11 protein-coding genes are annotated in these 13520 nt (G+C 46.4%); 4 read left to right on the plus strand and 7 right to left on the minus strand.

Annotated features, from left to right (window positions below; all coding sequences use genetic code 11):
- Positions 1-61 precede the first annotated feature (61 nt).
- On the plus strand, positions 62-1801 hold the full coding sequence (locus ACUALS_RS07825; protein ID WP_454448100.1) for a DEAD/DEAH box helicase: 1740 nt from the start codon (positions 62-64) through the stop codon (positions 1799-1801).
- Here the strand turns inward: ACUALS_RS07825 and ACUALS_RS07830 are convergent.
- Positions 1798-4155 (minus strand): EAL domain-containing protein, encoded by a 2358-nt coding sequence (locus ACUALS_RS07830; protein WP_454448101.1) that lies wholly within the window; start codon positions 4153-4155, stop codon positions 1798-1800. The two genes, ACUALS_RS07825 and ACUALS_RS07830, sit on opposite strands and share 4 nt — an antisense overlap.
- Positions 4156-4363: 208 nt before the next feature.
- On the opposite strand from ACUALS_RS07830, the gene ACUALS_RS07835 reads away from it, so the two are divergent.
- Genes ACUALS_RS07835 through ACUALS_RS07845 form a run of 3 tightly spaced genes read left to right on the plus strand, consistent with a single transcriptional unit; the run spans position 4364 to position 6726 of the window.
- Positions 4364-4735: a PepSY domain-containing protein gene (locus tag ACUALS_RS07835; RefSeq protein ID WP_454449237.1), complete on the plus strand. Its 372-nt coding sequence runs from the start codon at positions 4364-4366 to the stop codon at positions 4733-4735.
- A gap of 1 nt (position 4736) precedes the next feature.
- On the plus strand, positions 4737-5396 hold the full coding sequence (locus ACUALS_RS07840; protein WP_005472004.1) for a response regulator transcription factor: 660 nt from the start codon (positions 4737-4739) through the stop codon (positions 5394-5396).
- Complete coding sequence (locus tag ACUALS_RS07845) at positions 5386-6726, plus strand: ATP-binding protein (protein WP_454448102.1); 1341 nt, start codon at positions 5386-5388, stop codon at positions 6724-6726. The genes ACUALS_RS07840 and ACUALS_RS07845 overlap by 11 nt, the downstream gene beginning before the upstream one ends.
- An 88-nt stretch (positions 6727-6814) precedes the next feature.
- Here ACUALS_RS07845 and ACUALS_RS07850 read toward each other — a convergent pair whose 3' ends face one another.
- The 6 genes from ACUALS_RS07850 to ACUALS_RS07875 form a co-directional block, all read right to left on the minus strand.
- Complete coding sequence (locus ACUALS_RS07850; protein ID WP_454448103.1) at positions 6815-7267, minus strand: hypothetical protein; 453 nt, start codon at positions 7265-7267, stop codon at positions 6815-6817.
- The gene (locus ACUALS_RS07855) at positions 7257-7946 is read right to left on the minus strand and encodes a winged helix-turn-helix domain-containing protein (protein ID WP_454448104.1); all 690 of its coding nucleotides are present in this window, start codon (positions 7944-7946) and stop codon (positions 7257-7259) included. Before ACUALS_RS07855 ends, ACUALS_RS07850 begins: the two co-directional genes overlap by 11 nt.
- Positions 7947-7949: 3 nt before the next feature.
- On the minus strand, positions 7950-11018 hold the full coding sequence (locus tag ACUALS_RS07860; protein ID WP_334474617.1) for an efflux RND transporter permease subunit: 3069 nt from the start codon (positions 11016-11018) through the stop codon (positions 7950-7952).
- A complete protein-coding gene (locus tag ACUALS_RS07865) occupies positions 11005-12192 on the minus strand; it encodes an efflux RND transporter periplasmic adaptor subunit (RefSeq protein ID WP_454448105.1) in 1188 nt (395 codons plus the stop codon). Before ACUALS_RS07865 ends, ACUALS_RS07860 begins: the two co-directional genes overlap by 14 nt.
- A 183-nt stretch (positions 12193-12375) precedes the next feature.
- Positions 12376-12825, minus strand: a complete 450-nt coding sequence (locus ACUALS_RS07870; RefSeq protein ID WP_005472152.1) for a hypothetical protein — start codon at positions 12823-12825, stop codon at positions 12376-12378.
- The gene (locus ACUALS_RS07875; RefSeq protein ID WP_043886863.1) at positions 12818-13483 is read right to left on the minus strand and encodes a winged helix-turn-helix domain-containing protein; all 666 of its coding nucleotides are present in this window, start codon (positions 13481-13483) and stop codon (positions 12818-12820) included. The genes ACUALS_RS07870 and ACUALS_RS07875 overlap by 8 nt, the downstream gene beginning before the upstream one ends.
- Between the last annotated feature and the right edge of the window lie 37 nt (positions 13484-13520).

The following is a 13520-nucleotide window of genomic DNA, read 5'->3' on the forward strand; positions in this document are numbered from 1 at the left end:
TTTGTTAGGTGGGGTATTATAGTGCGACTGCCACAAATAGTTGAGCTATTTCACACAATTTATGTATACACTTCGCCCCTATCAAGCCGACTCCGTCAAAGCCGTTATTCATTACTTTCGTAAGCACTCATCACCTGCTGTTCTTGTGTTGCCGACTGGTGCTGGAAAGAGCCTTGTGATCGCAGAGCTGGCGCGTTTAGCCAAAGGGCGCGTTCTTGTGCTTGCTCATGTAAAGGAACTGGTTGAACAAAACCATGCAAAGTATGAAGGCTATGGGTTAAAAGGCGCGATATATTCGGCGGGCTTGGGACGCAAAGAAACTGATCAACAGGTGGTATTTGCTTCCGTTCAATCGGTGGTGAGGAATCTCGACGAGTTCAAGAACCAGTTCTCTCTACTCGTGATTGATGAGTGCCACCGCGTCCCAGATAACAAAAACACCAGTTACCAAAAAGTGATTGGTCACCTCAAAGAGCTCAACCCTGGTATCAAGGTGCTTGGACTTACCGCCACACCGTATCGCCTTGGGATGGGGTGGATATACCAATATCATACTCGCGGCTTGGTACGCACCGAAGAGCCAAGGTTTTTCCGCGACTGTATTTTCGAGCTGCCCATCCGCTATTTGCTCGATGAGAAGTTCTTAACGCCCGCGAGAATGATGGATGCGCCTGTGTTGAGTTACGATTTCTCGCAGCTAACTCCCGCCTCAACCGGACGTTACAAAGAATCCGAAATGGATATGGTGATTGATAAAGCCAAGCGCGCTACGCCTCAGATTGTTGAGCAAATCATCCACCTAGCCAAAGATAAGCAAGGCGTGATGATTTTCGCCGCCACCGTTAGGCACGCACAAGAAATCTACGGATTACTTCCAGAAGGTGAAACTGCCCTCGTGATTGGTGACACGCCGACGATTGAACGCGATAGCATCATTCAAAACTTCAAAGAGCGCAAAACTAAGTATCTAGTCAATGTCTCTGTGTTAACGACAGGGTTCGACGCCCCTCACGTTGATCTGATTGCTATCTTGCGACCTACCGAGTCCATCAGTTTGTACCAACAGATCGTCGGCCGAGGGCTTCGTTTATCTCCAGGTAAAGAAGAGTGCTTGGTCCTCGACTACGCCGGAAACAGCTACGACCTGTATCAGCCTGAAGTTGGCGACGCAAAACCGGATTCCGATAGCGAGATCATTACTATTCCTTGCCCTGCTTGCGGTTTTAACAACAATTTCTGGGGAAAATTAGACAGCAATGGCTTTCTGATCGAACACTTCGGGCGCAAATGCCAAGGCTTTTTTGAAGACGAAGAAACGGGAGAACGAGAGCATTGTAACTACCGTTTTCGCGCCAAGTATTGCGGAGAATGCGGCGCTGATAACGACATTGCAGCACGTATTTGTCACGAGTGCGATGCCACGCTGGTTGACCCGGACAAGAAACTTAAAGAGGCACTGAACTTAAAAGACGCATTGGTATTTGAATGCCGAGACATGACATTAGCCGTCCACAAAGACGAGAAAGGCAAAAGCAGCCTAAAGGTCACATACATTGGCGACAATCAGGCGCAAGTTCATGAGTTTTGGTCCCTGACCACCAAGAACCAGAAGCAACGCTTTAAAGACCAGTTTGTTCGTCCTCATTTGGCGGATAAACACCGTCCATTTGATGACGCATCACCGACCAAGGTAGTCAACAACCAGCATCGATTCCGTCTGCCTCAGTTTATCATCGCTCGTAAGGTGGGTAGGTTCTGGAAACTGAGAGATCGAATTTTCACCGATGAGCTTGCTGGTTAGTTCACAACCCACTGTGAAGCGCATGTTGCCTCATGCGCTTGATGAGAAATGCTATCGAATCGGTATGACGCCAATTCTGGTTTATGCAGTAAATACCCTTGAGTATATTTGACGCCAAGTCGCTTTAGGGTGTCGAGTTCAGATTGCAGCTCTATGCGCTCGGCAACCAAACGTATATTGTCCATCGATGCCAACTCGACCATAGATTTCACCATATGCTGTTTAAAGCGTGAGAGATGAATATCTTTGATCAGCGAGCCATCGATCTTAATCATATCAAACTGTACTTCTGACAAGATGGAATAGGAAGAGTACCCCGAACCGAAATCATCTAGGCTAATCGCGACACCGAGTGCTTTTAGCTTTTCCACCACACTCTTAAATTTGGCATCCGCTCGATAGAATACTTGCTCAGTCACCTCTATGGTTAATCGCCTTGCACTCGACGATGGGAACTGCTCGATCAATCCAAGCACATGCGGTTCAAACAAGGTTTTTACCGAAAAGTTTAAGTTCAGGTATAAATTATCATGCTGCGTTAAAAACTGGCGAGCAAACGCAAGCATCTTGATATCGAGCTCTTTTTCGAGCCCATGGGACGCCACAATATCCAGAACTTGACCAGCAGAATGAAACTCCCCTTGTTGGCCGCTTCGTTTCAATCGGCATAGCAGCTCGTAACGCTGCTCCGAGCATGAATGAGAAACAATCTGCTGAGCAAAGCAGACCAATCGGTCCGACTCTATCAGCTTAATGGCTTCTATCCTCAAGCTTGGCAATGAGTAAAGCATTAACTCATCTTGGTCACACCAATCCTGAAAACGACGTTTTAACTGCTTGGCTTTGCGGCAGCAGTACTCCGCCTTGTAGATGCTGTCCTCTACCAGTTCACCCGGCACGCTCCGGTAACGTCCGAAGCTAAACTGAAAACACTGCTCATCTCCTGTTCCATGTGCCACTTCTTGTTGCGATTGAATCAGCGCATCGGATGCAGATTTGGCCGTCACGAGCACAAATTCATCGCCGCCAACACGATAGACCTCACCCAAGCACTCTTCCGCAATCGCTTTAATCCGGTTTGCCAATCCAATCAACATACGATCACCGACATGGTGCCCCTGTGTGTCATTGGTGAATTTGAGCTTGTCTGCATCGATATAGTAAAAACACATTGAGTTTGGCAGCTTTGACTTGTATTTGATCGCCTTTCGATTCGGCAGCCCTGTCATAAAGTCTTGAATGGACGAAGACTTTAGCTTCTTATAATCACCGAAATTAACCACTCTCAGCTCTGACAGCTCATAAATACAGATCAAGATAAGTAGCATATGGGAAATGAAAAACAGCAACTGAATTTCATAAAAATAAAGCGTTAACCTAGACTGCGATAGCGAGGTTTCCACCACCATATACGACGAGAGAAAGCAAACGAGATAGCAAAACAAAATGTAGCGCTTATGCTTAATATTCTTCTCATTTAGCAACAAACACAGTGAAAGCGCCGCCAACAAAGTGTTATTGATCACCAAATATATGGGGAATAGCGAAAAATAGATAATCGCAACCTGAAGCGCCACTATCCCTATACACATCGCGAAATGGCTATGATTTGTTTGGAGACCACTTGCACTGACAATCATTAGGTACAAACTTGTCAGCGCGCCGGTATACGCAACGTACCAATAAGGGCTGACAAAAAATCGATGAATGTAGACGCCCAGTTCATCCAACCCATCCCATATAAAACCGAAGTTGTAGATGTAGAACAGAAGAAACGAAATCGAGTAAAGAAGAATATAGGCGGATTGAAAGCGCTTTACTCGCCAAACATTCAACACATAAAACAGACTGACAGCAAAAATAAACAAGGTAATCGCCAGTGCAATACCGTTATTGACGACAAGTTTTTTCGCCAACACAGTGTTGGGCATAAATATCGTACTGACATTGACTGATTTTCCGGTATCGAACCTTAGCAACACCCGATCAAAGGGCCATTTACGTTCCAAGTTTAAGGTGCGATATTGGTCAAATCGCTGTTTATACTGGATTTTCGAATGATGGACAAAATAGACACCCCCTTCCCGAGAGGACAAACTTTTCAAAATGAGGCTGTAATCGCCAAAGCCATCATCCGCGGTGGAGAGTTCAAGCCAGCAAGACTCGTTGGCACTGGGTCGACACATGACGCCACTGCTAAAATATTCACTCGATGATTGTGCAATGACATCAGCGGGCTCACTGGACGCAAACAGGCGATAGTCGACATCTGACAACGTGTATGTTGTCTTATCATCGCCCGCATACACTAAGCTAGAAAACAGCGTAAACAGAACCAGTAACCTGCTAACCATTGAGTAAAACCCGCTTTAATAAATTAACACCGAATATACAAACCCTGCGATGATATCCTTATCAATATTAAGAGTAAGTAAGACTTTGTAAGCGGAGCAGTTTTGACCGCACGGAAACTATTCATTCACCATTCATCTTCGTTCATTTACACTGTGACTATTCAACCTATTGAGAGTGCGCCAAATGAAATCTCTTTCCATTCCATTGATGCTTAGCCTACTTTCTCTATCCAGTTTCAGCTGTATAGCGGCTGACCATAACGGCCACGAGCTAGTGCAAGATGTGCACAAACCAGAAACCAGAATTGAGTTTGAAGAAGATCAAGATGAAGTGTATGACGCCGTCAAAAAAGGCGTTATTCGTCCTTTCTCTGAAATGTATGCCGCTGTTGAACGCGACTTGCGAGGACGCATCATTGAAGTTGAATTAGAAGAGGATGACGACATTTGGGTTTACGAGCTGAAGATCAATCACCAAAACAACATCATCAAAGTTGAATACAATGCGGAAACTCTCGAAATGCTGCTGATAAAAGGCCGCCATTTCAAAAAAGCCCTTAAGAATCTAGAAGACCAATAATATGAAGATACTTGTCGTAGAAGATGAACCACGCCTAGGTGAACAGATCGTTGAAGCCCTTGAGCAAAACGGTTGGACGCCAGAACTCTCAACCGATGGCATTGACGCTCTCTATCGCGCTACCTCAGAAGACTGGGAAGCGATCGTTCTTGATCTGGGCTTACCCAAACTTGATGGGCTAACGGTACTGAAGAGCATTCGTGATGAAAACATCAACACCCCCATCATCATCCTCAGTGCGCGAGATACACTCACCCAACGCGTAGAAGGGTTGAATGCTGGCGCCGACGACTATCAAACCAAACCCTTTGAAATGGTCGAACTGATTGCTCGTATTCGTGCTCAGCTTCGCCGCGCTTCGGGCAATGCCTCTCCTGTGATTCAAAATGGTAACTTGAGCCTTGATACCCGCACGTCTAAAGTCATGTGGCAAGGGCAGGCGATCAGCCTCACCGCTCTTGAATTTAAGGTTGTCGCTTACTTCATGCACCACCCTGAAAAGGTCATCTCACGTACCGAGCTGGTGGAGCATATCTATAAGCAAGATTTTGACCGTGACTCCAATACCATCGAAGTGTTTATTGGTCGTATTCGAAAGAAAATTGCGCCTAAAGTGATCAAAACAGTGAGAGGATTGGGATATCAATTGAATGCTGAATAAGATACGTTACCCGCTGAAACGCCTCAGCTTAAGACGCCGCCTCGTACTGGCGGCTGTTGTTTGGTTGACCGCCATGGTCATCGCTGCGGGCGTAACAGTACCCAAACAGGTGTTCAGTTACATGTTGGACTCGACCAACGAACAGCTCTCTCTCTATCTTGATGAGTTATCCGCCTCTATCGAAGTCGATGAAAGCGGCAAACTGACCTTAGCGACTCCCCTTTCCGACCCAAGATTCAATCGCCCATACAGTGGCCTCTACTGGTCTATTGACAACGCGGCAGATCAACTTCGCTCACGCTCGCTTTGGGACAAAAAAATCACCTTTGATAAAGGGGAAAAACACGCCCTAGGCGCACGCGATGAGCGTCTCATCTACATTGAAACGTCACTTTACTTCCCCGAATATGACGGTCCAATTGATGTGTTAATCGGCATTGATGAACAACCGCTAGAAGACACGGTTGCCGAACTTATGGGCCAACTTTGGGTTATCCTCGCTTTGCTCTATTTTGGCGTTCTAATGATCATCGTGATTCAGGTCCAATGGTCTCTTAGCCCCCTTACCAAAATGCACAAAGAACTCTCGCAAGTACGTTCTGGAGACAAAGCAAGCCTAGATGGAGAATACCCACGCGAAGTCGCCCCTATCGTGCTCGACTTGAATGCGTTGCTGTTCCACTATCAAGAACTGCTTGAACGCGCCCGTCACCACGCAGGCAACCTTTCACATGCGCTCAAAACACCGCTATCGGTACTAAGAAACGAGATCAGTACGTCTGAACAAGACATTCGCGATCGACTGCAAGACCCAGTAAGCCAAATCCAGCACCAAATTGATTACCATCTTGGTCGCGCTCGAATGGCCGGCTCAAAAAACATTTTGTCGGTGAAAACCAACCCGTCAGAGAGAATTGACGCCATTTCACTCGCGTTTGATAAAGTCTACGCGCATCGAGACGTGACACTGATTAATGAAATCGACTCTGAGCTTGTCGTTGCCGTCGAAGACACCGACTTTGATGAGATGGTTGGTAACTTATTGGAAAATGCCTACAAGTGGTCAAGCTCAATCATTCGAGTTCATTCAGCGACACACCCAAATCAAGAAATCGACATCATTATCGAAGACAATGGTTGTGGTATCCCTGAAGAAAAACTCGAACAGGTCATCAAACGCGGTGTGCGATTAGATGAGACAACCCCCGGAACCGGGCTCGGATTGAATATTGTTAGCGAAATGGCCCACAGCTATCGCGGCAATTTCACGCTAGAGAGAAGCTCGATGGGTGGACTAAAAGCAGTACTGCACCTTAAACTCTCTAGCTAACTCGGTAACTTTCCCTCTTCGTGTAAGTTATGCTCATTCTTAAAAACAAAAAGCGATGCTCAGCATCGCTTTTTTAGTGGTTTCAGCTTTAATAATTGAGCAGTAACACCACTTTATGGCCTATCAAGGCTGCTTTGTTATCTTCTAATTTGGCTACTTTTCTGTGTCCTTCAAATGCGTTTCGACGCAAGAACAGCTGCTCTATTGGACCATAATGGCTATCCTCAGCCCTTAGCGGGCTGTGAGTTTGAATATTAAAAAACACGCCATCACTGTCCAATGTATAGTCACCTGAAGTCATGTAACCGACTTTGCTGTTAGGAATGGCCGCATAGACGTCATAGCCACTGTTCTCTTTTAACGTCAGCTCAAACCTCAGTGGAATGATCTTTGCGAACGAATCATCGGGATTGGATGCTTCTACATACGCGATAGTACTGCTGTTAAAGTGGCGGTTGAGCTTATTACTATTTAAGTAAGAAGCGGCGCCACCAATGACAGCGCCCAACGCAACCGCGCCTATGATTATCTTATTGTTCACAGTGCACCCCATTACTCTCGCTTGCAAAACTCAAGGAACGCCCATCAGCACTCACCAACAATGATAGGTCGTCAAATCTATACACAGTCACATCTTGATAATGGATGTTTGCCTGCTCTGTTTTAGGTGAAAACGTACACTGACTGTAGTGCAGTTGCTCGAAGCTGGTCGTTTGTATCGGCGAATGAAGCTTCTCGACGAGTGCATAGCTCAGCCCTGCACTGGCTAAGACCACCCCAGCAACAAGCGCCCATTGCTTCATTGACGTGCTTTGTGAAGCTGGCTCAATCGCCAGCTCCTCAATCTGCCCGACGGCTGATTCGACCGGCTCCTCTTGAGTCTCCTCAGCAGCATTCAACTCTTGGAAAGGTTCAATGCAAGCGTCAAACTCATAGCCAATTCCTCGCACCGTGCGTATCACCATGGCCGCTTTGTCTTCCAGCGCTCGGCGGCAGTTTGAAATACAATGCAACAAACTGCTGCTCTCAACCACAATGCCACGCTTTAGCCAGACTTCATGCATGATTTCATCTTTAGTTAGCGTTTCACCTTTGCGCTCAATCATGTAATTGAGCAGGGTGATTTCGTTAATCCCAATCGGATGACGAACATGAGTGTTCAGGCTCTGAATGAAACCCTGATCTGGATTGAGTAAATGGGTGCCATTAATCACCAACATAAATTACGCCTCCACCAGCTGAGATTTGTTTTGCATTTTTTCACGTACTTTGGCGATAGCCACATACGCCATTGGTACGATGAACAGGGAGAAGAAAGTACCCACAGTTAGACCGCCTACCAGTACTAAACCGATGTTCACTCGACCTAACGAGCCCGGGCCTTCGGCTAGTGCCAGTGGCAAAGAGCCGACTATCATGGTCAACGACGTCATCAAGATAGGACGCAGTCGAGAACGTGCACTCTCTACCGCCGCATCGTAAACGCCTAAGCCTTCTTTACGCTTCAAGTTGGCAAACTCAACCATCAAAATGCCGTGTTTGGTCACCAAGCCAACCAGAGTTAGCAAGCCAATCTTCGAGTACAAGTTAATGCTTTGGCCAAACACACTCAGCGTTAGCACCGCGCCAACCAGACATAACGGTACGGTAATCATGATCACTAGAGGGTCAATGAAGCTTTCAAATTGAGCCGCCAGGATTAGGAAGATGAAAATCAAGGCTAAACCAAACAACATTTGCATCCCCGCCGACGACTCATTGAGCTCTTTCACCACGCCGTCATATTGATAGCTTTGACCCGCTTTCAGCAGCGCCGGTAATTCAGTGTCAATAAAGGTCTGAATATCTGTTGCGCTGTAACCCGGAGCAAGGTCCGCGGTAATTTCTGCTGCATCTTTGCCCGCATACGTTTTGATGTTCGACTCTGCAGTCACAGGCTTGATCGAAACAAACTGAGACAACGGCAGTCGCTGGCCCGATTCAGAGCTGACGTACAGCTTATCGAGTACTTTAAAGTCACCTAATGCTTTGCGGTTAACCTGAACCTGAATGGGATAAGTAAAACCATCATCCGCTTGTAGATCAGCTGCTTTCACTGAACCTAGGAAAGTAGAAATCGCATTGGTCACATTGCCATAATCAACACCCGATAACACAATCGCGTTACGGTCAATCGACAAATCAAAGCGCATTTGATCTCGGTGAGTTGAGTTATCTACATTGGTTAACCCTTCATAGCCTTCAAGCAACTCCACCACTTTCGCTGCCGTGTCTGACAATTCATCTAAGTCACGGTTGACTGTCGTAACTTGCAAAATCAAATTGTCCGCCACATCAAGGTTGTCGGCAGAGCGCACAGAGAAGGAAGTCGTGTACGCTGAAATACTTTCTTTAGCCTTAGCGATCATCTCATCAATGACCTCATCGGCACTTTGGTTACGCTCTTCCCAAGGTTTTAGTAGCACATGGTTTGTTGGCGCACTTTCGATGTAGGCCAAATTTGCTTCAATTTGTTGGTTGCCTTTAAATACCGCGTTGATCTGATCCGCGTTTTCGAGGTCGTACAGTCGACCTGCCCCCGCCGGGCCATGAGACGTGACTTCGATGAAACCAGTATCTTCTGTTGGCAGTAAAACTTTTGGCATGGTCCAGACTGCGACAATAGACAGCGCCGTTAACAACGTTGTACCTGCGATAACCAGCATTGGGCGTTTAAACCAAGCACTGAGGAATGTCATGTACTTGTCTGTCATGGCATTTAGCTTTGTCTCAACCCATTGAAACCATTTTGGTGACGTTGTCACTGATTTCAACATGTAAGCACTCATCATTGGTGACAACGTTAACGCAACAAAGCCAGAAATGATCACAGACGCCGCTAAGGTAAACGCAAATTGTTGGAACAGATCCGCCGTTAAGCCAGACATTAACCCGATAGGTAAATAGACCACTGCCAGAGTTAATGTCATCGCGATAACTGGGAAGACGATCTCTTTACAGCTCTTAAGTGCGGCTTCAAACGGTGATAGCCCCTCTTCAATGTGACGATAACAGTTTTCTACTACCACAATCGCGTCGTCCACCACCAAGCCAATGGCTAGGATGATCGCCAATATGGTCAATACGTTGATACTAAATCCAAGCATTGCCATAACCGCAAATACGCCAATGACACACACAGGAATAGTGATCAATGGAATGGCCGCGACACGCAGTGAGCCCAAGAACAACACCACAATCACAGAAACCAACACAATCGCTTCGACTAGCGTCATAAAACCTTGATCGATGGCTTCTTCAATAAAGTCCGCCTGGTTGTAGACCATCTTCATTTCAATGCCTTCAGGCACCTGCATGGTCTCCATGGTTGCTTTCACTCGGTTAGCAACCGTCACTGGGTTTTCAGATTTAAGCGGTAGCACCTGAAGAGACATCGCCATGTTGCCATCGACGCTAAGCATACTCGGCTCTAGGCTCTCTTCTCCCATTTGAATATCTGCTACGTCATTGACGCGGATGATGTTGCCATTGTCGACACGAATAACAAGGTCGCGCACATCTTCAATTGAAGTAACTTGGTTAACCGGGTTGATTGAGAAATCACGGACTTCACCTTTGATCGTACCTGCAGTAAAGGTCGCATTGTAAGTACTTAACGTGCCTACCACATCAGAAGCACTGACGTTCAGTGCCGCCATTCGCTCAGGCTGTAACCAAACGCGAATCGCTCGGTTTGAGCCACCATATGGCCCCCATACACCGCCGACACCCAGTACATTCTTAAACTGAGGAGCCAATTGCTGGCTAATGAAATCAAACATTTCCTGCTTGTCCATCTCGCCGCGATTCACAAAGGTGATGATGTTACTTGGCATTGACGTTTCAGATGAGTCATCCGTTACGGTTGGCTTATCTGTCATTGCTGGTGGAAAATCGGAAATACCGTCCACTTTGCTACGCAAGTTGTTCATAAGACTCGCGTATTCAACGTCACTGACCCCATCTTCGAACTGAATTTTCAGAGAGCAACTGCCCTCCTGGCAATCCGTCGTCATGGTTTTAATCTTATCTAGCCCCGTCACCGCGGTGATCAGCTCATCAGCCACGTTCTGCGACATAAACTCTGCACTCGCACCGGTAATCGAAGCGCTCACTGTTGCTGATGCGGTTTGACGCTCAGGGAAATACTGAATCGCCAACTTTTGATAAGAGACAATGCCCAGTAGGACAATTGCAATGCTCAGCACGGATGCGAGCACCGGATGTTTAATGCATATCTCAGGCAGCTTCATTCGTTACCTCCTCAGATTGCTCATTGGTTGGTTTTACTTCTTTACTCGCTTCTTTGTTTACCGGCGGCTTCACTTCCTCGCTTGGTGCGGGTTTAGGTGTAGCAGGTAAAGTTCGCGAAGGTAGCGTCACTTTTGACACCGAGTTTTGCACCGCTACAGCAGAGTGCTCATTCAGGTTTTGACGACCAGTGACCACCACAATCTCACCTGATTTCAAACCAGACTTAATCGTGACATAACCATTATTGGTATTATCGCCCAGCTCAACCGAGCGCTTGACCGCTTTGTCATTTTCAATCACCCAGACAAAACGCTGGTCACCATTAGTATCAACAGCGGTCTGTGACACCACCAACTCTGCACTGTCTTTACCAACGGTTTGTGACACCTTGGCAAACATACCTGGCACCAGTTGGTTGTTTTGATTCTCTAAATGGGCGTGAATTTCAACGCGGCCAGAGCTTTCATCGACCAAAGGCGCAATGTAGTTCACTTTGCCAACAAAAGATTGGTTAGGATACGCATCAACCGAAATCGATACTGGTTGGCCAAGCTGCGCTTTACCGACTTCGTTTTGGCTGATTGAGTAGTGAACTTCTACAGGATCGAGCTTGATTAAGCTGACCAACGCCGTCGCAGCCTCAACTCGGCTGCCTACTGAGTGGGTAAAGTTAGTCAGTTGGCCGTTAAACGGAGCCACCAATTGGTAGTTTTGCAGATCGGTTTTCTTTTGACGGAAGTCCGCACGAGCCAGATTGGCTTGTTGCTTAAGCTCTTCGACATCTTGTGCAGACATGGAATCAGGTTGCTTTTTCAATAATGCGAGCACGCGATCCAGCTTGGATTCTGCCAGCGCTAATGAGCTTTTGGCTTTATCCAATTCTGCTCGCGCTTGTGCATCATCTAGCTGAGCGATCAAATCGCCTTTGTTAACTTGGTCGCCATCTTCAAAGTTCAGGGCTTTAAGTTTTTCACCCGCGCTGAACGTTAGCGCCGCTGAATCTGTTGCTTTTACTTTCCCTACTTCCTCAATCGAAGATTGATGGACTTGTTTCGCCACCACTTCTACCGTTACAGGGATAGCTGGTTGAGTCTCTTCGGCAGAAACGTGTGTTGCAAAAAGTGCACTTACTGCGCAGAAAACCGACAGTGGAGAATTTAGGTACTGAGTCATAGCTTGTCTCTAATTGATGAAACTTGCGGTTGTTATACCTAAGATTTCTCCTACAAAGTTAACGCTTTGTCAGCGAAAGGATTTTTAATAATGAGCGATTATAAAAAAATATCAAACCTTTGATTTTATTGAATTTAAAGTAATAAAAAAGCCAGTAAAACTGGCTCTTAAAATCCCCTATGATTAAGGGGTAACTTCGCTAAACAGATAGGAGTATCGAGGCGCGACCATTATCATCTGCTTATCAGAGAGTGGAATGATGGTTAACCCTTCCATAGAGTGCATACCTCGCTGCGAGAACATCATCTCAATCAGGCTTAGCTTTTTACCCTCTGGAATCACCTTCTCCGATGAGGTCGGCGTTAACGACAAACCGTGGTAATCAAACACATAATTGCCCGATGCGTTATAGCCCACTTTTTTGTCGGTAAAGAAATACGCTTCATACTGCCCCGAGCGTTTAAGTGTGATGGTCGCGTGCATGTTTAACTGTTCAGTCTTCTGTTTAGTCGGGACTAAAATCGAGGTTTTGCTGACGATATTAAGGCTAACCGTCGGCGAAGAGATGTATGCCGCCATTGCGCCAACGGCCGCACCTGAGACTAAACTCAACCCAATAAGAAGCTTATTCACATTGCACCTCCACTTCATCAACAAGGTAGCTGATTGAATGGCCATCTGCGTCAACCAGTATCACCTGATTATTGGTCGTGAACATGCGCACGTTGGTCATCACAATGGGTTTATCTTGCGTATTGGCTTGGATAGTACAACCAATAAATCGTTGTTCTTGATAGTCAGCTTGCACCCAAGGAGAACGAGTAAAGGAAAAAAGGGCAAAACTGACGACGGCGGCAAGCGTGAATAGTGAAATACAGATCAGGTTACGCTTCTTGATCTGAGACTCTTCAGCTTCAACAATCTGAGGTTGGAGGATTGCTGGCTGGGGTGCCAGCTCTGGTACTTCTTCACGTTCTTCTTCGCTTGAAACTTGGCCATTAAATTGATAACCAACTCCGCGAACCGTGGTGATGATTTCTCCGCTGTCACCTATCGCCTTACGACAGTTAGAGACACAGTGAAGCAGACTACTCTCTTCAACGATCACTCCTTTTTGGTGCCATACGTATTCCAATAGTTCTAATTTAGACAAAGGTCTGTGAGGATTATCCACCATGTACTGCAGCAAAGCGGTTTCATTGGTGCCAAGGGACGCCTTATGTCCCGTGGAAAGGTTCTCTATGAATCCCGCCAACAAATTAAGACGATAAATTTGATTAATTATGAGCATGATGATCGATTAGGTAAGCGATTTAGTGTGCCTCTTA

The organism is Vibrio sp. NH-7 (genome assembly GCF_053643215.1).

Excerpts from the sequence above, each read along its gene's own strand:
- ACUALS_RS07825 (WP_454448100.1), top strand. The coding sequence starts at position 62 with ATGTATACACTTCGCCCCTATCAAGCCGACTCCGTCAAAGCCGTTATT.
- ACUALS_RS07830 (WP_454448101.1), bottom strand. The coding sequence starts at position 4,155 with ATGGTTAGCAGGTTACTGGTTCTGTTTACGCTGTTTTCTAGCTTAGTG.
- ACUALS_RS07835 (WP_454449237.1), top strand. The coding sequence starts at position 4,364 with ATGCTTAGCCTACTTTCTCTATCCAGTTTCAGCTGTATAGCGGCTGAC.
- ACUALS_RS07840 (WP_005472004.1), top strand. The coding sequence starts at position 4,737 with ATGAAGATACTTGTCGTAGAAGATGAACCACGCCTAGGTGAACAGATC.
- ACUALS_RS07845 (WP_454448102.1), top strand. The coding sequence starts at position 5,386 with ATGCTGAATAAGATACGTTACCCGCTGAAACGCCTCAGCTTAAGACGC.
- ACUALS_RS07855 (WP_454448104.1), bottom strand. The coding sequence starts at position 7,946 with ATGTTGGTGATTAATGGCACCCATTTACTCAATCCAGATCAGGGTTTC.
- ACUALS_RS07860 (WP_334474617.1), bottom strand. The coding sequence starts at position 11,018 with ATGAAGCTGCCTGAGATATGCATTAAACATCCGGTGCTCGCATCCGTG.
- ACUALS_RS07865 (WP_454448105.1), bottom strand. The coding sequence starts at position 12,192 with ATGACTCAGTACCTAAATTCTCCACTGTCGGTTTTCTGCGCAGTAAGT.
- ACUALS_RS07875 (WP_043886863.1), bottom strand. The coding sequence starts at position 13,483 with ATGCTCATAATTAATCAAATTTATCGTCTTAATTTGTTGGCGGGATTC.